This window comes from Leptospiraceae bacterium, from assembly GCA_015075105.1.
Lineage (GTDB): Bacteria > Spirochaetota > Leptospiria > Leptospirales > Leptospiraceae > JABWCC01.
In genome coordinates this window covers 424,326-448,897 of the sequence record JABTUZ010000002.1, presented here as the reverse complement: position 1 = coordinate 448,897, position 24,572 = coordinate 424,326, and the positions used below count along the sequence as shown (strand labels likewise).

At 33.9% G+C, this 24,572-nt stretch carries 24 protein-coding genes and 1 tRNA gene; 16 read left to right on the top strand and 9 right to left on the bottom strand.

Annotated features, from left to right (window positions below):
• Positions 1–11 precede the first annotated feature (11 nt).
• From HS129_12095 to HS129_12085, 3 genes are read right to left on the bottom strand one after another with little or no spacing between them, the layout of a single operon-like run.
• Positions 12–641, bottom strand: coding sequence for a 4Fe-4S dicluster domain-containing protein (locus tag HS129_12095; GenBank protein MBE7412778.1), 630 nt, complete (start codon positions 639–641; stop codon positions 12–14).
• A gap of 9 nt (positions 642–650) precedes the next feature.
• Entirely contained in the window at positions 651–1,946 is a 1,296-nt protein-coding gene (gene murA, locus HS129_12090; protein MBE7412777.1) for a UDP-N-acetylglucosamine 1-carboxyvinyltransferase, read from the bottom strand.
• Between the two features lie 45 nt (positions 1,947–1,991).
• Positions 1,992–2,690 carry a hypothetical protein gene (locus HS129_12085; GenBank protein ID MBE7412776.1) on the bottom strand — a complete coding sequence of 233 codons (699 nt, stop codon included), beginning with the start codon at positions 2,688–2,690 and terminating at the stop codon, positions 1,992–1,994.
• 119 nt (positions 2,691–2,809) lie between these two features.
• On the opposite strand from HS129_12085, the gene HS129_12080 reads away from it, so the two are divergent.
• The 13 genes from HS129_12080 (at position 2,810) to HS129_12020 (ending at position 15,275) form a co-directional block, all read left to right on the top strand.
• On the top strand, positions 2,810–3,847 hold the full coding sequence (locus tag HS129_12080; GenBank protein ID MBE7412775.1) for a WYL domain-containing protein: 1,038 nt from the start codon (positions 2,810–2,812) through the stop codon (positions 3,845–3,847).
• Entirely contained in the window at positions 3,844–4,791 is a 948-nt protein-coding gene (locus HS129_12075) for a WYL domain-containing protein (protein ID MBE7412774.1), read from the top strand. Before HS129_12080 ends, HS129_12075 begins: the two co-directional genes overlap by 4 nt.
• A complete protein-coding gene (gene ispE / locus HS129_12070) occupies positions 4,788–5,681 on the top strand; it encodes a 4-(cytidine 5'-diphospho)-2-C-methyl-D-erythritol kinase (protein MBE7412773.1) in 894 nt (297 codons plus the stop codon). The genes HS129_12075 and ispE overlap by 4 nt, the downstream gene beginning before the upstream one ends.
• A gap of 2 nt (positions 5,682–5,683) precedes the next feature.
• Positions 5,684–5,758 (top strand) — tRNA-Gln (locus tag HS129_12065).
• A gap of 22 nt (positions 5,759–5,780) precedes the next feature.
• The gene (locus tag HS129_12060) at positions 5,781–6,542 is read left to right on the top strand and encodes an NTP transferase domain-containing protein (protein MBE7412772.1); all 762 of its coding nucleotides are present in this window, start codon (positions 5,781–5,783) and stop codon (positions 6,540–6,542) included.
• A 1-nt stretch (position 6,543) separates the two neighbouring features.
• The gene (locus tag HS129_12055) at positions 6,544–7,482 is read left to right on the top strand and encodes a ribose-phosphate pyrophosphokinase (protein MBE7412771.1); all 939 of its coding nucleotides are present in this window, start codon (positions 6,544–6,546) and stop codon (positions 7,480–7,482) included.
• Between the two features lie 20 nt (positions 7,483–7,502).
• Positions 7,503–8,159: a 50S ribosomal protein L25/general stress protein Ctc gene (locus tag HS129_12050; GenBank protein ID MBE7412770.1), complete on the top strand. Its 657-nt coding sequence runs from the start codon at positions 7,503–7,505 to the stop codon at positions 8,157–8,159.
• A gap of 39 nt (positions 8,160–8,198) precedes the next feature.
• The gene (locus tag HS129_12045) at positions 8,199–8,762 is read left to right on the top strand and encodes an aminoacyl-tRNA hydrolase (protein ID MBE7412769.1); all 564 of its coding nucleotides are present in this window, start codon (positions 8,199–8,201) and stop codon (positions 8,760–8,762) included.
• A 129-nt stretch (positions 8,763–8,891) separates the two neighbouring features.
• A complete protein-coding gene (locus HS129_12040) occupies positions 8,892–10,829 on the top strand; it encodes an ATP-dependent zinc metalloprotease FtsH (GenBank protein MBE7412768.1) in 1,938 nt (645 codons plus the stop codon).
• 21 nt (positions 10,830–10,850) lie between these two features.
• A complete protein-coding gene (locus HS129_12035) occupies positions 10,851–12,365 on the top strand; it encodes a hypothetical protein (protein MBE7412767.1) in 1,515 nt (504 codons plus the stop codon).
• 236 nt (positions 12,366–12,601) lie between these two features.
• Positions 12,602–14,188 (top strand): site-specific DNA-methyltransferase, encoded by a 1,587-nt coding sequence (locus HS129_12030; protein MBE7412766.1) that lies wholly within the window; start codon positions 12,602–12,604, stop codon positions 14,186–14,188.
• A 1-nt stretch (position 14,189) separates the two neighbouring features.
• Entirely contained in the window at positions 14,190–14,486 is a 297-nt protein-coding gene (locus HS129_12025) for a hypothetical protein (GenBank protein ID MBE7412765.1), read from the top strand.
• Between the two features lie 9 nt (positions 14,487–14,495).
• Positions 14,496–15,275: a TdeIII family type II restriction endonuclease gene (locus tag HS129_12020; protein ID MBE7412764.1), complete on the top strand. Its 780-nt coding sequence runs from the start codon at positions 14,496–14,498 to the stop codon at positions 15,273–15,275.
• Between the two features lie 13 nt (positions 15,276–15,288).
• Here the strand turns inward: HS129_12020 and HS129_12015 are convergent, their stop codons facing one another.
• The 4 genes from HS129_12015 to HS129_12000 are packed head-to-tail and all read right to left on the bottom strand — an operon-like array spanning position 15,289 to position 17,977.
• Positions 15,289–16,017, bottom strand: coding sequence for a hypothetical protein (locus HS129_12015; protein ID MBE7412763.1), 729 nt, complete (start codon positions 16,015–16,017; stop codon positions 15,289–15,291).
• Complete coding sequence (gene pyrE, locus HS129_12010) at positions 16,014–16,562, bottom strand: orotate phosphoribosyltransferase (GenBank protein ID MBE7412762.1); 549 nt, start codon at positions 16,560–16,562, stop codon at positions 16,014–16,016. The genes HS129_12015 and pyrE overlap by 4 nt, the downstream gene beginning before the upstream one ends.
• Before the next feature lie 8 nt (positions 16,563–16,570).
• The gene (locus HS129_12005; GenBank protein ID MBE7412761.1) at positions 16,571–17,512 is read right to left on the bottom strand and encodes a hypothetical protein; all 942 of its coding nucleotides are present in this window, start codon (positions 17,510–17,512) and stop codon (positions 16,571–16,573) included.
• Positions 17,513–17,557: 45 nt separating this feature from the next.
• Entirely contained in the window at positions 17,558–17,977 is a 420-nt protein-coding gene (locus HS129_12000) for a hypothetical protein (GenBank protein MBE7412760.1), read from the bottom strand.
• Positions 17,978–18,267: 290 nt separating this feature from the next.
• Here HS129_12000 and HS129_11995 point away from each other — a divergent pair, with 290 nt between their 5' ends.
• The 3 genes from HS129_11995 to HS129_11985 all read left to right on the top strand — a co-directional run bounded on the left by HS129_11995 (position 18,268) and on the right by HS129_11985 (position 21,363).
• Positions 18,268–19,596: a hypothetical protein gene (locus tag HS129_11995; GenBank protein MBE7412759.1), complete on the top strand. Its 1,329-nt coding sequence runs from the start codon at positions 18,268–18,270 to the stop codon at positions 19,594–19,596.
• A 50-nt stretch (positions 19,597–19,646) separates the two neighbouring features.
• The gene (locus HS129_11990; protein ID MBE7412758.1) at positions 19,647–20,414 is read left to right on the top strand and encodes an ABC transporter permease; all 768 of its coding nucleotides are present in this window, start codon (positions 19,647–19,649) and stop codon (positions 20,412–20,414) included.
• A 151-nt stretch (positions 20,415–20,565) separates the two neighbouring features.
• Positions 20,566–21,363: a hypothetical protein gene (locus HS129_11985; GenBank protein MBE7412757.1), complete on the top strand. Its 798-nt coding sequence runs from the start codon at positions 20,566–20,568 to the stop codon at positions 21,361–21,363.
• Positions 21,364–21,366: 3 nt separating this feature from the next.
• On the opposite strand, the gene HS129_11980 is transcribed toward HS129_11985, so the two are convergent.
• Together HS129_11980 and gdhA are read right to left on the bottom strand one after the other, a co-directional pair.
• Positions 21,367–22,971, bottom strand: a complete 1,605-nt coding sequence (locus HS129_11980) for an FAD-dependent oxidoreductase (protein ID MBE7412756.1) — start codon at positions 22,969–22,971, stop codon at positions 21,367–21,369.
• Between the two features lie 90 nt (positions 22,972–23,061).
• Positions 23,062–24,411, bottom strand: a complete 1,350-nt coding sequence (gdhA, locus tag HS129_11975) for an NADP-specific glutamate dehydrogenase (protein ID MBE7412755.1) — start codon at positions 24,409–24,411, stop codon at positions 23,062–23,064.
• Between the last annotated feature and the right edge of the window lie 161 nt (positions 24,412–24,572).

Genomic DNA, 24,572 nt, shown 5'->3' with positions numbered 1-24,572 from the left:
ACAGTGGAAAATTAATCAATAACAATAGCCTTTGGAAAACTTGGGCACGATTGAACACAAATCCCGCAACCTACGCAACCCTTTAAAAAAATAGGTTCATTCTTGGAAAACTTGATAGCCTTTGGAACAGGGCAAGAATCCAAACAAGCAGTGCATATACTTTCGTCTAATTTGAAATTTACACAATTTGAAAATTTACTTACAGCCTTACCGAAGTTTGGAAGTTTTTTCTTTAAAGGCAATAACGCACCTGTTTCGCATGATTGAATACAAGGCCAATCTTTGCACAACATACACGCTTTTAAGTTGGGGTCTAAATACGGGAGATCTTTTTTCGGTTTTGATTTTTTTACAGGAAATAAAACATTATAAGGACATTGAGTGATGCAATCTCCACATCCATTGCAAAGAGATTCAAATTTTGTTCTATCTGATACGGCACCTGGTGGGAATTTAAGACCTTTAGCAATAGGTTTAGATCTTGTGTATTTAGGCAATCCGGAATAATTTTTTGTTTTCTTGGCTTTTATTTCTGTGGTTACATTTGCATTGGATACTGTCTCGTAAATCTCTTCAGATTTTGAGATTGCTGATTCTAATAATTTAGCAAGACCTTTTTTAAAAAAATCTTTTCTTTGCATTAAAGTAATTTATTCCTTGATTCTTTCTATTTGAGCACCGAGAGAGCGAAGTCTTGTGTCAATATTTTCAAAACCTCTATCTATTTGTACTATATTGTGAATATAGCTTGTACCATTAGCGCATAACGCAGCGATAACCATTGCCATGCCGGCTCGAATATCTGGGCTTGCGACCTTTTGACCGTATAGTTCCGATTGACCGATAACAACGGCTCTGTGTGGATCGCACAAAATAATTTGTGCACCCATTGCAATAATGTTATCCACAAAAAACAATCTAGACTCAAACATTTTTTCGTGTATTAAAATTGTTCCCTTGCATTGAGTAGCAGTTACTAAAGCAACTGATGTCATATCTGCGGGAAATCCAGGCCAAGGAGAGTCGTCTATTTTTGGGGTGGCCCCGTGGTAATCAGGAATGATTTCCATTTTTTGATCTTTGGGAACAAGTATTCCACCTTCAACAGGACGAACTTCAATACCGAGGCGGGAATATACAAGACGAATCATTCTAATGTCCTCTAAATTTACATCTTTGATGAGGATTTCTCCTTTGGTTACTGCAGCCAAACTTATGAAACTCCCGACTTCGAGATAGTCGGAAGATATTCTGTGGCGAGTGTTATTGGATCGTAAGGAAGCTACGCCTTCGATTATTAATATGTTAGAGCCGATACCGGAAATTTTTGCGCCTACAGAATTTAAAAAATTACACAACCCTTGAACGTGAGGCTCACTTGCAGCGTGTCTGATAATCGTCGTTCCTTTTGCGAAACAGGCAGCCATGATTGCATTTTCAGTTGCTGTTACAGAAGCCTCATCCAAGAGAATATCAGTTCCGACTAAACCATTTGTTTTTATTTCATAACCATCAGGAAAAATTTCAATATTAGCACCTAACGCTTCTAAGGCAAGTAAATGTGTGTCTAACCTTCTTCTTCCAATTTTGTCTCCTCCTGGCTTGGGTAAAAATACTCTTCCTGTAACAGCAAGTATGGGAGCTGCAAGGGTTACGGCTCCTCTCAATTTTGAACAAAGTTCTTCTGGAAGATTTGATTTTAAGTTGTCGTTTTTTTGGAAAGAATATACACCCTCCTCGATTTGTTGAATCTCTATTCCGAGATGTTTCAAGACTTCCATTAGCATGAGTACGTCTGAGATTGCAGGAACATTTTCGAGAATAACAGAGCCTTCGACCATGCAAACAGCTCCAAGAAGAGGAAGAGCTTCATTTTTATTTCCCTGAGGAACAACAGTTCCGGATAGAGGATTTTTACCGATAATTTTAAAGTAGGAAGAACTCATAATACACAATTAAAAAATTAACGTCTTACTTGCAAGAATTCTATGCTAATTTACGTCATCATCTAAAATATCAATAGTGGTAAATCCAAGAATAAAATCTACAAGCTCGGCAAAATTAAAACCCAATCTTAGTCCGTAATAAATTCCAGCGTAGATTTCCACTTGAAATAAATACGATTTTGAGTATCCGTGAGGTTTTTTTTCTCTTTTGGGAAGGTAGGCTTTTATTGCGGGGTCATCCGTTTTTTTGGCAAGCTCGTCGATTATAGCAAATTTAACATCATCACGCTTTTCTTTTCTTCGATCTTTTATAGGATCGAAATATAGTGTAAGGTATCTGGACTTGTGACTTTTTATGTTGTCTCTTTCGCTATTTAATTTAGGCAGACCTTTTTCAATTTCAGGATTTCCATCTGAGTCATACTTAACGTCATCAGAATAAAAAGTTTCCCCACCTAAAAGAAAAAAAGTCAATTGTTGTGATTTATAAAATCCGAAACGACCTCCCCTTAGACCTACTCCTGATCCTTTGTCTAACTTCCCAGGAGCGGTTTCCCCTCCTAAAAAGGCAAGACCTACAGATGCAGGACCAACTCTTAAACCCGCTCCAAACCCGGGTGCTTCAAAACCAACAGTAAAAATATCTTGAAAATCTTTGCGTCTGTTATTCCAGTAGGTTGCACAATTAAAAAAGAAAAATGAAAGAAGAATGAAAAAAAAAGTTTTAAAAATAATTTGACGCATTGACTTGTATATTAACTTCTAAAAAAGCAATCTATCGGTTATTAGTGAAATATTCTATTTATAATGAAAGTCTTTTTTAAACAAAAAAATAAAATTGTCTTAATATCTTTTGAGGGAAAATGATAGAAGAAAAAATTAGTTTAGGAATAGATCCTAAATCTGCCAATGAAACAGAATCTCGTCAAATAGAGTTAGTAATGAATTTATTAAAAAATAGGGGAGGTCTTTCTTTTAAAAAAATTTGCAAAATTATGCCTCACTTTTACGGAAATGAAAAACTCCAATCAGATGAAAAAAAATTACAAAGAGATATTGAAGAATTAAAGGAGTTGGGTTTTTCCATAAAGTACTATAAAAGCTATTTAGAAAATCCTTCTAATATCGGAAATGTTTATAAAATAGAATCCAACAATACAGAAATCCAATTTTCACAGGAAGAGTTGAAATTTTTGTCTGATCTGATTTTTGAAAAATCACAACTACAAAATTCTGAAGTATTATTTTCAATATCTCAAAAGATTTTTTCTGGAGATTTGACACACTTCCCTAAAATGAAAAAAGATTCTATGGTAGAAGAAGTAAATCTTAACGATGAAAAAGAAGCGAACAAGATAAAATTTAATAAAATAATCCAAGCTATTCAAAATAAAGTTCCACTAAAAATACATTACAATAAATTGGTAGATAAAAAAATCGAAGTACGAGAAATCGAGCCTTTAGAAATTGTTAAAAAAGGTTTAGTAGATTTTTATATCATTGCTTACGATAGAGAGAGAAAGGGTTTCAGGAAATTTATTTTTCAGAAAATTGAAAAACTTACGAGTCTTACCGGCAGTTTCTTTCATTCAAGAAAACCAACAAATGCAGAAAAAAATTTCCATCCGTTAGGTTTTCATGTTCACGAGTCGATAGAATTGAATATTTACATCGAACCGGATTATATTTGGAGATTTAAGGATTTTTTATCGGATTATCCATACAAAGAAGAAAAATCAAAATTTTATTTTTCTACTACAAATCTTCAAGCTTTGTGCGGGTTTTTTTATTCTCATTCGGAAATTCCAGTGAAAACAGATTCAGACAAATTCATTTTTGAATTTAAAAATTATATTTCTGAAATAAAAAAAAACTATAATAATTCGGAGAAATTTCTTTGAAGCAAAAGACTAAAAAAGTCAGAGAAAAACTGAATCTAATAAAAATACTATCATCAAAAAGATTAACCTTAGACGAGCTTGCAAAATATTCAGGCTATACGAAAATATCTTCCTTAAAAAATGATCTTTCTGAATTGTATATGATCGGCTCCTTCCCTTATTCTCCGGGAGATTATATAGAAATTGATTACGATGGAAACACAGTAGGAATTCGTCTTCCAACGAAACTAGATCTTTATGTGAGATTAAGTGCAGATGAATGGATGGAGTTACGAAACATTATTGATGAAGAATTAAAAATCGAATTCAACGACGAAAGAAAGAAATATTTAAGAAGTGTTCAAGAAAAAATAAAAAAAATTATTCCGTATTCTGAATATGAGCCTCGATATAAATTAAAAGAGCAAATTCAAGATGCGATAAATAAAAAAAACAAAATACAATTCAATTATCAATCCAGAAAAAATAATTTATCCGAAAAAAGAGAAGTCGCACCTTTTCGGATAATACAAGAAAATTCTGGATACTTAATCGCTTATTGTTATCTTAGAAAAGATTTGCGTATTTTTAGAATAGATTCTATTTTTGATATTGTGGAAATTGGCACATCGTACGAATCGGATTTGATGGAAATGCAATCAACAGAATACGATTTATCTTTTTCAAATATATCAACGTCAAATAAAGAAGAAGCTGAAATTTTATTTCTTCCTGAAATAGAAATTAATCTTAGTTTAAGAATGAAATTTATTGTGAAAGAAAGAAATATAATACTCGATAACGAGAATAAATACATTCGTGCAACTACTTCAATTTTAGAAGAAAATTGGTTTAAAAATACCATCCGGTCTTTCGGAAAAAATATTATCGTTCTAAAACCGGAATCCATTAGGGAAGAATTTGTCTCAGATTTGGAAAAATTCCAAATATTAAAAAATACATGATCTCTCCTGCAAAAATTAATCTTGGATTGAAAATTTTATTCAAGCGTCAAGACGGCTATCATGAATTGAATAGTATTTTTATAAAAATACATTGGGGCGATGAAATTTATTTTGAAGAAATTGAAAAAGGAAAATTTGAATTGATTTCAGAAAATCTTTTAAACGGTGAAAAACGAAAATTATACGATGAGGTTTCCGAGAAAGGAGATATAAAAAAAAATATTCTTTATAAAGCATTTTTGGAATCAGTGAAACTTTCTCCTGAAATTGGAGGGGTGAGGGTCAGAATTAAAAAGAAGATTCCTCCTGGAGGGGGATTGGGTGGGGGGAGCAGCAATGCAGGGATGTTGTTTTATCATTTTTTCAAAAATACCAGCCCAGAAAATTTTAATAAATTAATTCAGATAACTTCAAAAGTCGGGGCAGATATACCTTTTTTCATAAAAGGAAAAAATTCTATAGTTACAGGAATCGGTGAGAACTTAAGTGACATAGTAATTTCGAGTGGATTAGGAATTTTAGCAATTCCTGATATATCAATAAATACCAAAGAAGCGTTTGCGTACCTCAAAAAACCTTTACAGGCAGAGGTCAATTTAAAAGAATGGAATTTCCTGCAAGAAAAAGACCTTCTTTCTCTGAGAAATGGAGATTGGAAGTATTTATCTGGCAGGTTTGAAAACGATTTTGAAGAGTTTGCTTTTAGAAATTATTCTATTCTTAAAGAAATAAAATCGAAGTTTCTTGAATATGGTGCTTCTTTTGCGTCATTAACAGGAACAGGCTCTTGTATATACGGGCTTGTTAGTGATGAAAAACTTCGAGAAGAAATATTTGAAAAGATGAAGGATCATTTTTCTGATTGCAAATTTATAAATTTTAGTTTTTAAACTGGGCTGTCGCCAAGTGGTAAGGCAGCTGGTTTTGATCCAGCCATTCCCAGGTTCGATCCCTGGCAGCCCAGCCAGTTAAAAATTGGAAATTCATTTATGACGAATGCTACAGAGAAAGTTTCAGCAGTGGTTTTAGCTGCTGGAAAAGGTACTAGAATGAAGAGTGATTCTCCTAAGGTTGCGATTAAACTTCAGGGGAAGCCTCTTATTTGTCATGTCGTTGAAAACTTAAACAATGCAGGAATTTCAGATATCACCACTATTGTTGGTTACAAAAAAGATGAAGTTATGGGAATTTGTTCGTCTTACGTGAATGTTCGATTTGCTACCCAGGAAGAGCAGTTAGGCACTGGTCATGCTTTACTATGTGCTGAAAAAAATTTAACTAATTATCACGGAATATTGGTTGTTGCTTGCGGAGACGTTCCTCTTATTTCTTCTAAAACTTTTACAAATTTAATTTACTCTCATATCGAAAATAAAAATGCAACAACCGTCTTGAGTGCAGAGTTAGATAATCCTTTTGGTTATGGTAGAATTATTCGTAATGCGTCAGGCGAAATACTTGAAATCGTAGAAGAGAAAGATGCCAATTCATCTCAAAAGCAAATCTCAGAAATTAATACTGGTACGTATTGTTTTAACTCACCTGAAGTTTTTACTTATCTAAAAAAAATCGGTAAAGAAAATGCTCAAGGAGAGTATTATTTACCGGATCTTATAAAGCTCTATAATAAAGAAGGAAAGCCCTCTGGTGCTGTGAAGTTGCAGAACTCATTTGAGAGTCATGGAGTAAATTCTCCGGAAGATTTAGAGAGAATTCAGGCGTATTTAGACAATCGAGAGCCGAGGATATAGCATGGGTCAGGATATAGCGTTATTTTCAGGGAACTCTAACAAACTCTTGGCAGAGAATATTTGCTCTCACCTTGGAATTCCTAATGGCAAAATTACTGTGAAAAAATTTTCTGATGGAGAGATTTCTGTCAAAGTTGGAGAAAACGTACGAGGTAGAGATGTTTTTGTAGTTCAGTCAGTGAGTTTTCCGGCAAACGATCATCTCATGGAATTAATTTTAATTATTGATGCGCTTCGCAGGGCATCCGCCAGAAGAATTACTGCAGTTATACCTTATTATGGCTATGGAAGACAAGACAGAAAAGTTGAGCCAAGGGTGCCGATTTCTGCAAGAGTTGTCGCAGATATTATTCAAACTGTTGGTCCAAATAGAATACTTACGATGGATCTTCATGCAGATCAAATACAAGGATTTTTTCATATTCCGGTCGATCATTTATTTTTTGCACCTGTTTTAGTTGAGTATATTTTAGAAAAGAAGATAGAAGATTTAGTTATTGTATCCCCTGATTCAGGAGGAGCTGAAAGAGCAAGATTTCTCGGCAAAAAAGTAAATGGAAGTTTAGCCATAATTGATAAAAGAAGACCACAGGCGAATGAGTCTGAGGTGATGAATATAATCGGAGAAATCAAAGACAAGAATTGTTTAATTTTAGACGATATGATAGACACAGCAGGTACAATATGTAAAGCAGCAAACGCTCTTCTTGAAGGTGGGGCTCTGTCTGTTATGTGTTGTGCTACCCATGGAGTTTTGTCTGGAGAAGCAATCAATCGTTTGAATAAGGTAGATTTCAAAGAGGTAGTGCTTTCGGATACAATCATGGTTCCCGAAGGCAAAAAAATTGATAAAATAAAAGTGCTTTCAGTTGCGCCACTTTTTGCAAAGGCTATTAAAATTATTCACGATGAAAAATCAATCAGCTCGCTATTTTTATAATAAATATAAGGAAAAACAATATGAGTAAACTAACAATCAAAGCAATCAAGAAAACCGAAACAGGAAAAAATGCAAACAATAGGTTGAGAGCCAGTGGTAGAGTTCCCGTGAATATCATCGGTGGAGGTAAATCAACACCTGCAAGCATGGTGGAAACAGAATTGGATCATTTATTAGCATCGGGAATACGTCAGGCGACATTGTTTGAATTAGATATAGACGGAGCGAGTTCAAATGTGTATGTAAAAGATATTCAAAGATTTCCGGGAACAAACAAAGTTCGACATATTGATTTTTATCAGGTAACTCCGGGCAAAAAAGTTGTAGCAAAAGTAAATATTTTAACAACTGGAATTGCAAAAGGATCTAAGTCCGGAGGGCAGTTTGAGCACTTAATCCATGAACTAAAAGTGAAGATGACACCGGAAGAAATGAAAGACACTATTACTCTGGATGTTACTGATTTGGAAATAGGAGACAGTATAAAAGTAAGTCAACTTCAAATTCCAAAAAGTTGGGAAGTTTTAATCAATGGGGATCCGATTATTACGTCTGTGAATGTAACAAGAGCTTTAATTGCTGCTGAAAAAACTGAATCTAAGGGATCGGATACAAAAGCTCCTGCGGGTGCAGCTGATAAGCCTGCGGCAAAAGCTCCGGCAGCAAAGAAAAAATAATCTAATATTATTATGCTAGAGCCAAAATCTTCTGCAAACATTAAACTTATAGTAGGTTTGGGAAATCCGGGAGACAAGTACAATAATAATCGGGCAAATATTGGTTTTAAAATTTTAGATGTGATTGCGAGCAATATTGGTCTGGAGATTAAAACCAAAAAAAAGAAGTCTATGATTGGAAGGGGTTTTTTTGAAGGAGACGAGGTTGTTCTTTTAAAGCCCCAAACGTTTAGCAATCTCTCCGGAGAGTCTGTATTGTACATCGCCTCTTTTTTAAGGATAAAAGTCCAAGATATTGTTGTGATTCATGAAGACTACACCTTGTCTCTTGGACAAATTGTAATTGAAAAAGGGAATTCTGATTCGGAACACGCAGGGATAGCCTCTGTCGCTCAATCGCTAAGGTCATCTAATTTTATAAAAATCAGGATTGGAATTAAAAATAATCAATTTAAAGTAGGGGAACATGAAAAGTTTTTAAAAGAAGATTTCCACCCTATGGAAAATTTGAAGTTGATTGATATTATTAATGATGCAGAAGCAGCAATACGCTCTATTAGTCTCGGAGATATTGATGAAGTAATTGAAAAATACAAACTTTAAAGCGAAAAATTCCAGAATTATAACTTGCTATTCTTGTCGGAACAGGTAAACCTATCCATACAATATGAAATTAAAAGAAATCATGACTAAAGTTGGCTTTTTCAGTGGTCTAATATTCGGAGTAATTAGATGAATAAAAATGTTAAAAATGTAATCCTCATCCTTTCTGTAGTTTTGTTAATTTTAGCATTTTGGTACAGACCGGAAAGGTTAGATACCAGAGTGACAGAAATATCGTATTCTGATTTTTTAAACATGCTTGAGCCGGTTGATGGTAAAAAACCTATCGGTAAGATAGTGGAATCTGAAGGAAAAAAAAAAAAGCAATTAGTCATCGAAAAGGAAATCATCGAGGGCTGGTATCTACCGGATAATTCTAAAGATAATAAACCTAAACAGTTTCGGACAAATATTGCTCCGATCAACTCTGAAATTTTAGCAAAACTAAGAAAGTCAAACCACTCTTTTCAAGCAAAATCATCAGAAGAGAATCGTTTTCTGAATGCAATTGGTTCAATCATTCCATGGATTCTTGCCTTTGGTATTATTTGGTTTATTATGATGCGTCAGTTGCAATCGACTGGAAACAGAGCGTTTTCTTTTGGGAAGAGCAAAGCTAAATTAAACATGGATCCAAAAGTAAAAGTAACATTTGGAGATGTTGCCGGTTGCGAAGAAGCGAAACAAGAGCTTTCCGAGATGATTGATTTTTTAAAAGATCCTAAAAAATTTCAGTCTATTGGTGCAAGAATCCCTACAGGTGTTCTTCTTGTGGGACCTCCCGGAACAGGAAAAACTCTTCTTGCAAAAGCAGTTGCAGGAGAAGCGGGAGTTCCATTTTTTAGCATATCCGGTTCTGACTTTGTAGAAATGTTTGTAGGGGTTGGGGCATCCAGAGTTAGAGATCTATTTGAGCAAGGTAAGAAAAATGCTCCATGTATAATATTTATTGATGAGATAGATGCTGTAGGAAGATTGAGGGGGGCAGGACTTGGTGGAGGGCATGACGAGAGAGAGCAGACACTCAATCAGATGCTTGTAGAAATGGATGGGTTTGAAGAGAATGAAGGTGTGATTGTAATGGCTGCAACCAATCGCGCAGATGTTTTGGATCCGGCACTTTTACGCCCGGGTAGATTTGATCGTCAGGTGATTGTGGATTTACCCGATGTAAATGGTAGAGAAGAAATTCTAAAAGTTCACGTTAAGAAAGTGCCTTTGACTTCTGATATATCCTTAAATTCGATTGCAAGAGGGACTCCAGGATTTACAGGTGCAGATCTGGCTAACCTGATTAATGAGGCAGCTTTACTAGCTGCAAGAGGAAATAAAAAAAGGGTAACTCAAGAAGACTTAGAAAATGCAAGAGATAAAGTCATGATGGGGCCTGAAAGAAAATCATTTTTTATTTCTGAAAAAGAGAAAGAAGTTATTGCCTTTCACGAAGCCGGCCATGCAATTCTTGCGACTCTTTTGTCGTTTACTGAACCAATACATAAGGTTACAATTATTCCGAGAGGGAGGGCACTTGGATTGACTCAATCTTTGCCGGCTGAAGAAAAACACATTCATCCTAAAAATTATTGGTTAGATCAAATTGTAATGTCGATGGGTGGATACATTGCTGAAGAATTAAAATTTGGAAATCCTTCAACAGGGTCAAGTAACGATATTCAACATGCGACTAATATTGCTCGAAAAATGGTTTGCGAATGGGGAATGTCTGAGAAGTTAGGCACGATTAATTATAGTGGCGGAAATGAAAATGTTTTCTTAGCGAGAGACATGTCGCATCCGAGTAAATTTTATAGTGAGCATTTTGCGGCAATGATTGATGAAGAAGTAAAAACAATTGTTCAGTCATGTCTGAATAAAGGTAGAGATTTGATTAAGAAGAACAATAAAAAATTAGATCGACTTGCAAAAGCTCTGCTTGTTCAAGAAACAATTAATTCTGAAGAGTTAAATACAATACTTTCATCTTCACCGGATCTTGTTACCAAAAAAAAGGTAGATAAAGTAAAAAATGATCCAGAAAATTTGAATCCTGCTCCGGTAGTTATTTGAAGTAAGGAGAAAACTCCTTAGATGGAATTCTTTGAAGATGATGACCCATTATCGGATCTGGTTGTTGAACAGGGAGGCTCACTGAGTGGAGGATTAGACTTTCCTAATCTTCCTGATGCTATTCCAACTGCAGTCGATATTTCTATAGACCCTTCTGTTGCGCTTTCTTTTCATAAAGAATGTACAAAATCAATTCGCAATTTATTTGATAGTCGATCTATACCCATTCAAGCTAATAAAATAATCCAAAAACATGAATATGAATTTTTATCTCCACTCAAAGAAGTAGAAGATGCTTACGATAAATTGATTTCAATTCTTTCTGCAAAAATAATTCAGAGAGAAATAGAGAGAAAATATAAAGAAATATTTCCTTCGGAAAATATAAAAGATTCAAAAAAAGAATTTTGTAAGGTAAAAATCTATTTTGAAAATATTTCGTCTTTTTCAAAAATTACGTTATCCACTTGGCCTATTTTTGAATCAAGATTAAAAGAGTTTAGAAAAATTCCTGAAACTGCCAACATTGAAGAGATTATTAAAACAAAAATTTTAAATAAAATTAATTTATTAGATCAATCTACAGAAAAATTTCTTTCTAAATTGAAAACACACTATCAATGCGAAATCATAGAGTCCGAAAAAACCACCTCAAGTAATTTAGTTTCTAACATTGCGTATAAGCTTGATAAGGATTATAATATATCGAATCTTTTTAATGTTCAAGTTAAAGAGAAGATACAACCTGTAGAAAAAATTATTATTTTTGAAAAACCTGAAATACCCTCTGTTAAAAACGAACGTAAGTTGAGTTTCCGAACTCGTGTGGTCGGCACAAAAGAATGGAATAAAAATGACTCATACGTTTTGGAAGTAGAGCAATCTGAATTAACTAAAGAATATGAAAAATTTGATTACTCTAGTTTTGTTTCATTGAAACCTGGTGAGTTTGATACCCCCCCTACACTTGCATCTGCAATGGTAAGAAAAAATTCTGGGCACACTCAAAGAGCGAGATACGAACAAGTAATTAAAGCTCTCTTTGATTTTATTACTACTAACTTGGGTGAAAAAGATTTTCCCAAAGCGACTGATGAGCCACATGTTTTTTTATATCATATTGGGCCTGTTGTAATATATAATATTATTTTGGAAGATATGAGTCGTCGTAACTTTGGACACATTTATTGTGTTGAGAAAAATTCACTTTCCAAAATTTTTCCAGAAAATATTGTAAAATATTTGATTATCAGATATTGGAATGAAAAATACTTAGATATAAGTGATTCATTAGTTGATTCCTATATTCATTTTTCAAAAGGAGTTCAGTTTGTTAGAGCCTATTATAAAAATTTGTATGACCAAGGAGCCTCTACAAGAAAAGGGTTGATAGGTGAATCTTTAGATATTGACTCTTACATGAAAGAAAATGCGGGAAAATTTTTTGGATATAGAAGAATTCAGGTATTTAGGAGATTTGTTTCAAATTCGATTTTTGGAGAACTTCTTGAAAATTCTACGATTAAAAAAATTTAGTTTCCCTAAAAATTCTTAACATAATAGGAAGTTTAATATTTGAAGAAGATTGAAAGTTTTAACTTGCAATAAATTTGTATAGTGGATTTTTGTAAATGGCGTACCTGCAAAAAGTCGTTTTTTGAAAAAGCAATTGTTCAAAAAGCCAATAAAAGTGCCATTTTCTAGCGTTGTAAAAAGCCCTGAAAGGGTTTTTGCAGTAGCGTCATAAATATAGTTTTTAAGAAAAGGTAAAAATGGGAATACAATCTAAACTTTTGACCATAAAAGAAGCAAGCGAATGGGCGACACAGCACACTTGCAAAACCGTTACGACCGCTAACATTTCCTATCTCATTCAGTACGGACGAATTAAGAAAATTGGCGAAAACGGCTCAACGCAAATTGCGTTGCAAGACCTTGTAAACTATTACAAATCCTACAACGGACAACGTGAAAATTCTTGGAAAGACCAACTTGGCGAAGATTTGAATTGGGCTTTATCGTTTGACCAATACAAAGAAGCCGAAACGACAAAACACGTTCATCGTTTACACCCATACAAAGGCAAATTTATTCCTCAGTTGGTTGAGTATTTTTTAGACAATCACATCGACAATTTCAAAACTGAAACGTATTTCAAAAAAGGCGACATTGTGCTTGACCCATTTTCAGGAAGCGGCACAACGATGGTGCAAAGTTGCGAATTAGGAATGAACGCAGTCGGCATTGATGTTTCAGCTTTCAACGCTTTAATTGGGAATTGCAAGGTAACAAAGTATGATTTAGCCGACATTCAAAACGAAATCAATCGCATTTCAAAAGCATTGAAATCGTTTATTGAAAATTCCCATATAACCGAATTTGAAGCAAAATTGTTGCAAGAACTCTACGAGTTCAACAACAAATATTTTCCCGCAACCACTTACAAATACAATTTGCGACAAGGCAACATCAATGAGAAAGAATACGGTGCGGAAAAAGAAAAAGAATTTTTGCCGACATACAATAAACTCGTAAAACAATACAACATAAAATTACGCCAAGACAAAGCTGACAACTTTTTAGACAAATGGTATTCGCAACACATTCGTGAAGAAATAGAATTTGTGTTTAGCGAAATCAAAAAAATTAAAAATACGAACACGAAGAAAATTGTAAGCGTAATTCTAAGTCGCACAATTCGTAGTTGCAGAGCAACTACACACGCTGATTTAGCTACACTTGTTGAACCCATTACTGCAACTTATTATTGTTCTAAGCACGGAAAAATGTGCAAACCACTTTTTTCAATATTAAAATGGTTGGAAACTTACAGCAAAGATACAGTAAAACGACTTGCACAGTTTGACAAATTACGAACAGAAACTTTTCAAACTTGTTTAACAGGCGATAGCAGAACGATAGATATTTTTACTCAACTCAAAAAACAAAATCCAGCGTTTGCAGAATTAGCTGAAAAGAAAAAAATCAAAGGCATTTTTTCATCACCACCTTACGTTGGTTTAATTGACTATCACGAGCAACACGCTTACGCTTACGATTTATTTGGCTTTGAACGCAAAGACGAATTAGAAATCGGTCCGCTTTTCAAAGGACAAGGCAAAGAAGCAAAACAGAGTTATATACAAGGAATTTCGGACGTTTTAAACAATGCAAAAAAATATCTTGCAGACGACTACGACATTTTTTTAGTAGCAAACGACAAATACAATATGTATCCGACTATTGCCGAAAACGCAGGAATGAAAATCGTTAATCAATTCAAACGACCTGTATTAAACCGAACTGAAAAGGACAAAGGAGCGTATTCGGAAATAATTTTTCATTTAAAGAGTAAGTAGTATGAAGAACGAAAAGTGTTTTTATGTAAGTTTTAATGTAGGACATGTAGAGGTTTGGGGTTCTAATTTGTATTCAAATAAAGAAGCAGCGTTATTAGAAACTGAAAATTCAAAAGATAAAATTGTAGAGCAAATTTCCGCATTTAGTTTTAAGTATTTAGATGATGATGAAACTTTTGAAATGTTGGAAAGAGCGATTTTAGATTTGAAACAATACGGCACCTTTAGAGAGCGAGAAAACAAATTAGATTTCTTTATTTTAGAGCAGCCTATTTTAGAACATTATGAACTAAAATGAAATTAAAAAATGGCATTAACTAAACAACAAATAAATCAAGTTGATACAGTTTTGAAAAATAGTTTACGAAATAAATTTCAAAACTATAAACCAGAACCCGCTTCAATGCCTTTTCATACAAGACTTTTGGGAAAGGACAGAATGGCGTTGTTCTCATTTATTCATTCGCTAAACACAAATTTCGGAACAAGTATTTTTGAACCTGTTGCATTGGCGTTAGCGTCAACAACTTTTAAAGAAGCGAAATCACAAGCCACTGCAGGAACAAAAATCAGCGAAAAAGCACAACGAGTTATCCAAGACATTATGGACGACTTGACAGCTGTCAATTCAAAACCAAAAAAGTTAGACGAAATTGAAGCGATTAGAAAAGTTGCACAAACAGGAACAATGAAAACTGTGAAACCAACCAAAGTGGATATTTGGTTGCAAAGTCACGACAACCAATTTTACTTGTTTGACATCAAAACTGCAAAGCCAAACAAAGGCGGTTTCAAAGAATATAAGCGAACACTTTTAGAATGGACAGCTTGTGTTTTATCTGAAAATTCAAAAGCAAAAATCAATACGTTAATTGCAATTCCTTACAATCCTTACGAACCAAAACCTTATTCACGTTGGACAATGGCAGGAATGTTAGACTTACCAAGCGAATTGAAAGTTGCAGAAGAATTTTGGGATTTTCTTGGCGGACAAGGAACATACAAACAACTCTTAGACATTTTTGAAAAAGTTGGTGTAGAACTACGACCAGAAATTGACAACTACTTTGCACGATATCGTAAATAGTTTAGTAATTCTGTTATAAATAAACCTGCACTGCGAAAACAATTATTTGAATTATTACCAAAATTATAAGCCCAAGGATAGTTCTTTGAATTCCTTTATCTGTGATGAATTTAGAATTAGATTTGTGCTCGGTCATACTTCTAACAAAAAAAATCGCATTTATATTAATAACTAAAAATAATATTTTAATATCAATATTTGTTTTTGGATAAAATACTAAAAATGCACAAACAAACGAAGGCGTAAAGTAAGTAATAGCTTTTTTTAGTATGTCTTTAAGTGAAAAGTTAGCCTCTTGGATTTCTAGATTGGTGATTGACTTGATTTGTTCTTCAAATTTTGGCATATCTGCAAGATTTAGAAAAGAATATTCGTGCTCTTCTGTTTCTAATAATAATCTAGAATACGATCGATAACTATCTTTGGAAATTGATTTGGTATCTTTTAAATTTAACTCTAAACAATTGCCGTTAGTTCCTGCGTATTGTTTTAAAATACTTCCGTCGATTTCAATTCTTCCTGCACGGACAATCTTCATTTGTTTTTGAAAATTTCTATAGAAGAAAAATCCAAGTAAAGCACTGATGGGTAGAAAAATTTTTAGGAATTCTATTTTATTTTCTTGTGGGACTCCGATATAGTTTGTAACAAGAAATGAAAGATAGATTAATCCAATAATTCCCATTCTTTGAAGAAGTCTTTTTTTGAAAAAATTAATGTCGTAATAGAAAATACCATTCATATAAAATCACTTTTTTTAAAAATAGGAAACATTTTTATACCAATTAAAGATAGAGATTCGTTTCCACCTTCTTCTCTATCTAAAATACAGATTCCTTTATCTACCACAAGTCCTGCACGACGAAGAGATTCTACAGCTTTGATAGTCGAGCCACCGGTAGTAATTACATCATCAATGACTAAGCAGGATTTTACAAGTTGAATTGCTCCTTCTATTTCTTTTTTTGTTCCATGGTCTTTTGATTCTTTTCTAACTACGAGTGGAAAAACTTTTGTATTTGATTTTGAATATTCTAGTGCAATTGAATAGCTGATAGGGTCTGCACCTAACGTAAGTCCTCCGACTGATTCAGGTGGGCTTGGCAGAATAGAAGGAATATGCTCCTTTACGAAATATTCTGCAAGGATAGAAAGTCGGTCAGGGTAGAGTGTAATTTCTTTACAATTAAAATAATGGTGTGACTTTTTTCCTGAAGCGAGTGTGAATTCTTCCTCAGAGTATCTATAAACAAATTCTTTTATAAGAGAAAAAATTTTTTCCTTTATAGGAGACACTAAACTCGTCCTTTAGGCATAAAAAGTTTCCAGAAATCAGGTTGAATTTTTATATTAGGATTGAATCCTTTTTCTAATTCGCCATCAATATTCATTAAAAATGAATCGTCTCTTATAAACTGTGCTTCTTTAATGAATTCGGTTCTGACCTTAGGGTGATCTAAGTGTTTTCCTTTCATAATCATAGGGAATAAATTCAACATTGCGAGTGGGCTTGTTTCTTCTGGTATCATTAAAAATAATTTACCATCATTCACTCGAACTGCGGGCGCAATTTCAATAGCCCCACCGGTATATCTGGAGTTATTTATACTAAGAGCCTTGCAAGATAAAAACTCTTCTTTACCGTCAATGTTTGCTTTTGTGTTTAGCTTTTTTGTAGTGAATGCACTTTTTAAAACTCCGACTAAATAGTTTAAGTCTCCAAGAAATCTCATTTTAATCGCCGTTTCTGCTGCGTCCGGAATTACTCCTAAGCCAAAAATATTAAAACAAACTCTTTTCAAAGGTTTTTTATTTTCTTCGGAAAGATAGGAAACAATTGACAAGTCCACATTTATAGATTGGTTTTTTTGAATTGCATCAAGTAACGCATCTCGCCCTTCTTCATAAGTAGAAATTCCAAAGTCTCGAAGAAATGAATTTCCGGTACCTCCTGGTAAAAAACCAACAGGATTTTTTAGAGGCTTAAATTTTTCTTTCTCGCAAACCCCTTGGAGGCATTCGCTTAAAGTCCCGTCTCCACCCATAAAAATCATTATGTCATAATCTGAGTTTTCGGAAGAGCTGATTCGAATATCAGAAAAAGATTTCGTGGCCCTCAGTTTAATTTCTGATCCAAAACGATTATTCCAATGGTTGGAAAAGTCCAAGGCTCTTTCTGGTGATTTTTTTTTACCGCTTCCCGGGTTAAATATCAATATTGCTTTTTTATTTTTCATATAAGTTGAATGTTTTAAAATATAGATAAGTTGAAAAGAAAAATTTTATAATTTTTTTAATTCGCTCCATAAAATTATGTCATTAAAATTTATTTTATTTTTTTCGACTAATATCTCAGAATAGCAAATTAAATCAGCAACCATACTGATTAATCTTGGCTTTTTGTCTTTTGTAAAAGTTCTGTTATTTGATGCCATCATACATTTATCTAAAAATTTATTGAATGGTTTTGGACTTGTAACATATTTTATTCTATTTTGAAAACTGAAATAATAGAGTATATTAAAAATCAGTAAAGGGTCAGATTCCGGTTTCACCCAAAGTATGCAGGTTAATTTTTTATAGCGATCTATCTTTCTGTTTCTTTCACTTTTTAGTAAATCAAAATCTTCATTTGTCAAGGGGGAAGAAAAAGTTTTCATGGCTATGTCTGTTATTTTTTGTAATTCTATATTTGTTATCATAAATATAGTTTACCTCAATACTAAGACAAATTTTTATAGAGAAATAAAATTTTTTAAAAAAAGATGAATGAAATTTGGAATTAAAAATATATAAAGGTGATCACACAAACCGATGGAACTGTTGGAGACGAATATGCAGCGCTCCGACTACCCCGTTACCAACAGTTATGAAAACTCTTAGATATGTATTTTGTTTCTTTTTATTATTTGGTTTCGCAGTAGAGGTTTATGCAAAAAACCCAACGCAAACCTACGGCAGTTCAAAATCAGATTATTGGCAGTTTTGGTTTTTGTACGAAAGCGAAAAAAGAGCAGGTCAAACTGAATTTATAATTAGACCCTTTTTTAGTAGCTACCATGAAAAACAAAGTGACCATAAATTCCAAACTTTTCTTTATCCGATATTTTACAGAGAAAAAACAAACTATTGGGAAAAATGGAGTTTTTTATTTTTATTTTCCAAAGACACTCTACAACATCCTGACACTGGTGAAGATACAGATTTAATTCTATCACCTTTTTTACAATGGGGGAAAGGTGATACGGATAGAGAAAGGTATCTTGCATTTTTTCCTTTTTTTGGAAGTGTTCGTTCTAAAATTGCATGGAGCGAAATTAATTTCTTTTTATTTCCTTTGTATTCGAGTTGGAGTCATAAAGAATATAAAGCATTTTCTATTTTGTGGCCTCTTACTTTGTTTGGGTCGTCTGAGGTTAGAAAAGAATATCGAGTTCTTCCATTTTTTTCAATTAAGGAACATATCGGCAAGTACAGGCATTATTCTATTTTTTGGCCTTTTGTACAATGGGGTGAAGATTTCTTGGATAAGAAAGAGCCTACATCTTATACTTTTATATGGCCGATCTTCAATTTTAAAAAATCTGAATACGGGAATATGCGAAGTTATTCAGTTTTGTGGTTTCCTATTCTTGGCTCAATGTTTAGCTACGGCTACGATAAAAAAACAGGCGAAGTAAGTTTTCAGTTGTTTTATCTTTTTCAATATGGTTATTCAAACGATAAAGATTACAGAAAACATATATTTTTTCCTTTTTATGGCTATTCAAGATATGCAGGAAAAGAAGCAACTTTTATCACACCATTGTATCTAAATTTGAGAACAGATACTCACCTTGTGAAAACAAGCTACCACTTTTTTTTGCCTTTTGTCTGGAGTATGAATCAATATTATAAAAAAGAAGAGAGGACAGATAAGTATTTTAAGATTTGGCCCTTGTTCAGATACCATAAGGACACTGAAGGCAATATGGACTGGAGTTTATTTTCATTGTTTCCGATTCGTTCGGATACAGTGGAAAAAAACTGGGAGCCGATTTGGTCAATAATAGAGTACAAAAGATTCATCAATGGGGAGAGAAGATTTTCTTTATTTATGAGGCTTTACACACAAAGATGGACAGATACCGAATTTCATATATACATTCCGTTTTTATTAGATTTATCTTTTGAAGAGCATCGAACTAAAATAAAAATACTTTACGGATTATTTGGCTACGAAAGAGAATACGAAAAGAGATCTTTGCAACTTTTGTGGTTTATAAAAATTTCTTCTGAAGAAAAATCTGTTAGCGATGAATTGTATAAGAAAAAGTTTTAAAAAGGGAAGATGTAAATTATTTCTGACTGAATAATTATGCAAAGAGTTATATGATGAAATTAATTTTTAGCTATATTTCAGGAGCAGGTTATACGTTAATTCTACTGTTCAAAGCTATTTTTCAGCTTAAAGCTATTTTTTTTAAAAGAAATGAAATAATTCATCAGATGTACATTGCAGGTGTTGGCAGTTTTTTTGTGGTATCGGTTGTCGCGATTTTCACAGGGATGATCATGGGACTAAACACAGGTCTTGGTCTTAGAGACTTTGGTGCAGAAGGTCAAATCGGAGTATTACTTACGATTACTTTGACACGAGAAATGTCGCCTTTTATGACTGCGCTTATTTTGTCTGCCTCTGTAGGCTCTGCCATTGCCGCAGAAATTGGTACGATGAAGGTATCAGAGGAGATTGACGCATTAGAAGTAATGTCGATTGATCCGGTACGTTATCTGGTAATGCCGAGAATTGTGGGATTGTCTGTGATGGTGCCTGTGCTTTGTGTTTACTCTTCGATTTTAGGAATACTCGGAGGTGCGGCAATCGGACATTTTCAATTGGGTATTGAATACAAAATATATTTTGACGATGTAGTTACAAGGATTGCTTCAATAAATGGGTTGAAGGATTTATATATCGGAGTATTGAAAGGTTTTATATTTGGAGTTACTGTTTCAACCATTGCATGTTCTCATGGACTCCGTACGACTAACGGTGCTATAGGTGTAGGGAAAACTACAAGAGAGTCAGTTGTAACTTCTTTTCTTATGGTTATATTTCTTGGTTATACTACTACTGCAATTTTTTATAATAATTAAAAATTTTCAAAAAAGTTTAATATTCTAGTGATTGCTTTTAATAGTTTACAATTTCTTTTCTAATTCAAAAAGACATAAAGTTTCAAGAAGCAACTAATTTTTATTTTTCATTCAAAAAATATAAATTTCACCGAAAATTATTTGAGACTATATGAGTAAAAAATTTTACATAATAATTTGTTTTTTATTTTTATGGAAAATTGATGAATATTCCAGCTCTGCTAATCAGCAAGTAGCTTACGGTATGGAAGAGAATCAATTAATCTTGCAGTCAATCAATTCTACAGTTTCCAATTTTGGTTCAGATGAAGAAAAAAAACTCTATAAAAGATGTATCCAGCATTACGTAGAATCTCAAATTTTATATATTGAATCAGATTATTCAAAGGCCTATCAAAGAATACGACATACTCAAAAATTATTAATCTCTCTATATGAAAGTACACTTACAAAAAATATTTACATGATACGAATGGAATTAAATAGACTTGGATCTATTTCAAGAGGAAAAGAAAAAACTGAAACAATTGCATTTTTACGAATGGGATTTCGGGATATTGAAGAAGCAGAGCAGAAACTAATTTTTGCAAAAAACACAAGACCCTATTTGTATTTACTAAAACTAAGAGAGATGCTTTTTGCTTTAAAAATTTTAAAACACTCCGGTAGGTTTGTAATTTTACTGAAATTGTTACACGAAGCCGATTTTCCAGCAAACATAAACGAGACAGACTTTGAAAATTTACGACACGAAATAGAAAGAGTAATTTCCAAAGACAGGAATAAATATTTAACTATTCATTCAGACAATTTCTTTAAAGTTTTGGAAGGAGAAGGAATCTATCCCAATGTCTGGATGAAACCAGATTTGGAAGAATTGTCCATTTCTATGGGAAACATTGACCCGGCTTATTCCAGAAGAGATCAGAATTTAAAAGAAAAAAAGTAAATTTTAATTAGAAAAATACTCATTGTATTTAGAAGTTGCTTCGATTCCAAAAAGAATTTTACACGCTTCTTTTAATCCTTTCGATTTTTTGAGTTCTTCTTTTCTAACTACTTGATCTATCTTGGATCGCCTTCTTAGGAAGTCTTCGAGTTTCGTTACCATTTCTCTTTTTGCTGTTTGCTCTATTTCGCAACGAATATACTCTGAGCCTTCAATTAAAATTTCGGCCATTTTCGGATCCATACGAATATTTTCTAATAGTGCAAATGATTGAGCACCGTATCTTCTCCAAAGGCGTTTGCTTAACACTTCTGAAGATAGAGGAGAGGTCATCTCATCTAACCCAATTAATTTTGCTTGGTGGAGAAATTCGTTTTTGATTTCCTCTGAGGGTTCGCCATACCATTTTTTAGTTGGGAAATTAAAAAGGATTCCCATGGATTGGACGATTTCATAAATTTCTTCACCTACGTTTAAACAATCTGTGAGTTTTCCTCCAAAGATGCTTATATGTTTAGAGGTAGAATTGCTCTCTACTGCGTGCTTTCTGGATAGTTGCATCCAATCTCCTTCAGAGTTGGAAGAAGTTGTAACTACGAGAGGTCTCACCCCGCAACGCTCGGCAATTATATCTTTTTCGGTTAAAGGAGAAGGAAGTTTTAGCAAGTGATTGATATTGTCTAATACAAATTTCCTATCTTCGGATGTAACGTAGGACTCCGGAGTATCTAACTTTGTATCTGTAGTTCCTATGCAAGTACGGTTTCCCATTGGAATTACAAAAAATAATCTTCCATCGTTTGCAAAAAAAGTTAGCACTCTTTTATTTGGAGTGATCTGGTTTACGATTAGGTGAATCCCTTTTGAAAAAACGTGTTTGTGAATAGTGGATTCTTTGGTAAGTTTATTGTGTGCATCTAAATATGGTCCACAGGCATTGATTAGAATTTTTGCAGAGATAGTAAATTGCTTTCCTGAAATTTTATCTTTAGCTTTAATACTCCAGTATTCATCGGACTTTTTTTGTGCTCCGAGAGATTCAACATAATTGGCGGCGATACAACCATAGTTTAAAGAGGAGCGAATAAAATTAAAAACAAATCGAGCGTCGTTATCATGAAGATAAGCATCGGAGTATTCAAAACCTCCATTGCTTGTATCTATGTTGACGAAAGGCTCTTCTTTTTGAATTGTTTTTCTTGTGAGTAGCCTTGGAATTTTTGTAAAGCAATTCCCTATTAGCCAGTAAAGCCAAGTGCCTGCGAGTAGTTTCCAAAGTCCGTGACGAAAGTTTTTCTCATGTGTAGTGAAAAATCGAATTTCTTCTACGGTAGATGGATAACTTCGGATTAGATGATTTCTCGACATACAAAGTTTTCTGACTAAGGGAAATTCGAGAGTTTCCATGTATTTAATCCCGCCCCACGCAAGGTTGGATGAGCTGCTGCTGGTAAGTCCGGCAAAATCAGCTTTGTCTATCAGAGCAACTTTTGCTCCTCTTGCCGAAAGAACAGCCGCACTGACTGCACCATTTATTCCACCACCCAAAATTAGTACATCAAATTTTACAGATTGAAGCTTTTCAATATTTGTAGTTCTAAGATTCATAATGAAAAGATTTTTATTTTTGGTAAGAGTGTAAAGTATTTTCTATACTCACTCTGATAAATTCATCTTCAGAATGAGTATAAATTTGGCTTAAATCAAACCCATAGAGAGCATGGCGTTCCCTACTTTGATAAATCCTGCAATGTTTGCTCCATTTACATAATTTCCCGGGGTGCCGTATTCATCGGCAGTTTCGTAACAGATCTCGTGAATGTTACGCATGATTTTTGCTAATCGTTCCTCGGTGTATTCAAATGACCAGGAATCTCTCGATGCATTTTGTTGCATCTCGAGCGCAGAAGTTGCAACGCCACCTGCGTTAGTTGCTTTCCCTGGCCCATAAGCAATGCCTGCTTCCAAGAATACTTTTATTCCTTCAGGTGTAGTAGGCATGTTTGCACCTTCTCCGACAACCTTGCAACCATTTTTAACGAGCTTGGCTGCATCTTTACCATTGATTTCATTTTGTGTAGCAGAAGGCATGGCGACATCGCATGGAATTTCCCAGATATTTCCGGATGGTTGGTAAATTGCGTCTTTGTGTTTTTCGCAATAGTCTTTAATTCTTCGGCGCTCAGTAACTTTAATTTGCTTTAAAAATTCTAAGTCGATGCCTTTTCTATCAATAACCACACCATTTGAATCAGAGCATGCAATTACCTTTCCGCCAAGTTCATGAATTTTTTCAATCGTATAGATTGCAACATTTCCTGAACCTGATACTAAACAGGTCTTCCCTTCGATTGACTGCTTTTTTACTTTGAGCATTTCCGAAACAAAATAAACTGCGCCATAACCGGTAGCTTCTGTTCTAACAAGCGATCCACCATAAGCTAAACCTTTTCCGGTAAGTACACCTGACTCGTAACGATTTGTTAAACGTTTATATTGACCAAACATATAACCAATCTCGCGACCGCCTACTCCTATATCTCCGGCGGGAACGTCTGTGTATTCCCCTAAATGTCTATATAATTCGTTCATAAAACTTTGACAAAATCTCATAATTTCGCTGTCGCTTCTTCCTTTAGGGTCAAAGTCAGATCCTCCTTTTGCACCTCCAATAGGAAGACCAGTTAACGCATTTTTAAAAATTTGTTCAAATCCGAGAAATTTCACGATTCCAAGATATACAGAAGGATGAAATCGAATCCCACCTTTGTATGGGCCAAGACAAGAATTGAACTGAACTCGAAATCCTCGATTGATGTGAATTTCCCCTTTGTCATCTTGCCACGGAACACGAAAAATAATTTGACGTTCTGGCTCGGCTATTCTTTGGATAATTTTATTTTGAGCCAATTCAGGATGTTTGTCTAAAACGGGTCCTAAGGATTCTAAAACTTCTCTAACTGCTTGGTGAAATTCTGTTTCCCCTGCATTTCTTCTGACAATTTCTTGATAAATTGTATCTAAACTTCCATTGATTGATTGGGTCATCTTTTTCTCCAACAAGATCTTGGTTAGAAATCTTGAGAAATAAATTTAATCTTATTGTAGAACGTATTAAGATATGAGTCCTTGAATAAAATCTGAATCTATGTTTTTTTGGATATGTACAAAGTCAATTTTAATCTGTAGATAATTTGCCTTATTGAAAA

Excerpts from the sequence above, each read along its gene's own strand:
- HS129_12080 (MBE7412775.1), top strand. The coding sequence starts at position 2,810 with ATGATAGAAGAAAAAATTAGTTTAGGAATAGATCCTAAATCTGCCAAT.
- HS129_12035 (MBE7412767.1), top strand. The coding sequence starts at position 10,851 with ATGGAATTCTTTGAAGATGATGACCCATTATCGGATCTGGTTGTTGAA.
- HS129_12015 (MBE7412763.1), bottom strand. The coding sequence starts at position 16,017 with ATGAATGGTATTTTCTATTACGACATTAATTTTTTCAAAAAAAGACTT.
- HS129_12055 (MBE7412771.1), top strand. The coding sequence starts at position 6,544 with ATGGGTCAGGATATAGCGTTATTTTCAGGGAACTCTAACAAACTCTTG.
- HS129_12025 (MBE7412765.1), top strand. The coding sequence starts at position 14,190 with ATGAAGAACGAAAAGTGTTTTTATGTAAGTTTTAATGTAGGACATGTA.
- HS129_12085 (MBE7412776.1), bottom strand. The coding sequence starts at position 2,690 with ATGCGTCAAATTATTTTTAAAACTTTTTTTTTCATTCTTCTTTCATTT.
- HS129_11985 (MBE7412757.1), top strand. The coding sequence starts at position 20,566 with ATGAGTAAAAAATTTTACATAATAATTTGTTTTTTATTTTTATGGAAA.
- HS129_12020 (MBE7412764.1), top strand. The coding sequence starts at position 14,496 with ATGGCATTAACTAAACAACAAATAAATCAAGTTGATACAGTTTTGAAA.
- HS129_12000 (MBE7412760.1), bottom strand. The coding sequence starts at position 17,977 with ATGATAACAAATATAGAATTACAAAAAATAACAGACATAGCCATGAAA.
- HS129_12030 (MBE7412766.1), top strand. The coding sequence starts at position 12,602 with ATGGGAATACAATCTAAACTTTTGACCATAAAAGAAGCAAGCGAATGG.
- HS129_12040 (MBE7412768.1), top strand. The coding sequence starts at position 8,892 with ATGAATAAAAATGTTAAAAATGTAATCCTCATCCTTTCTGTAGTTTTG.
- HS129_12095 (MBE7412778.1), bottom strand. The coding sequence starts at position 641 with ATGCAAAGAAAAGATTTTTTTAAAAAAGGTCTTGCTAAATTATTAGAA.
- HS129_12060 (MBE7412772.1), top strand. The coding sequence starts at position 5,781 with ATGACGAATGCTACAGAGAAAGTTTCAGCAGTGGTTTTAGCTGCTGGA.
- murA (MBE7412777.1), bottom strand. The coding sequence starts at position 1,946 with ATGAGTTCTTCCTACTTTAAAATTATCGGTAAAAATCCTCTATCCGGA.
- gdhA (MBE7412755.1), bottom strand. The coding sequence starts at position 24,411 with ATGACCCAATCAATCAATGGAAGTTTAGATACAATTTATCAAGAAATT.
- ispE (MBE7412773.1), top strand. The coding sequence starts at position 4,788 with ATGATCTCTCCTGCAAAAATTAATCTTGGATTGAAAATTTTATTCAAG.
- HS129_12005 (MBE7412761.1), bottom strand. The coding sequence starts at position 17,512 with ATGAAAAATAAAAAAGCAATATTGATATTTAACCCGGGAAGCGGTAAA.
- HS129_11990 (MBE7412758.1), top strand. The coding sequence starts at position 19,647 with ATGATGAAATTAATTTTTAGCTATATTTCAGGAGCAGGTTATACGTTA.
- HS129_12050 (MBE7412770.1), top strand. The coding sequence starts at position 7,503 with ATGAGTAAACTAACAATCAAAGCAATCAAGAAAACCGAAACAGGAAAA.
- HS129_11980 (MBE7412756.1), bottom strand. The coding sequence starts at position 22,971 with ATGAATCTTAGAACTACAAATATTGAAAAGCTTCAATCTGTAAAATTT.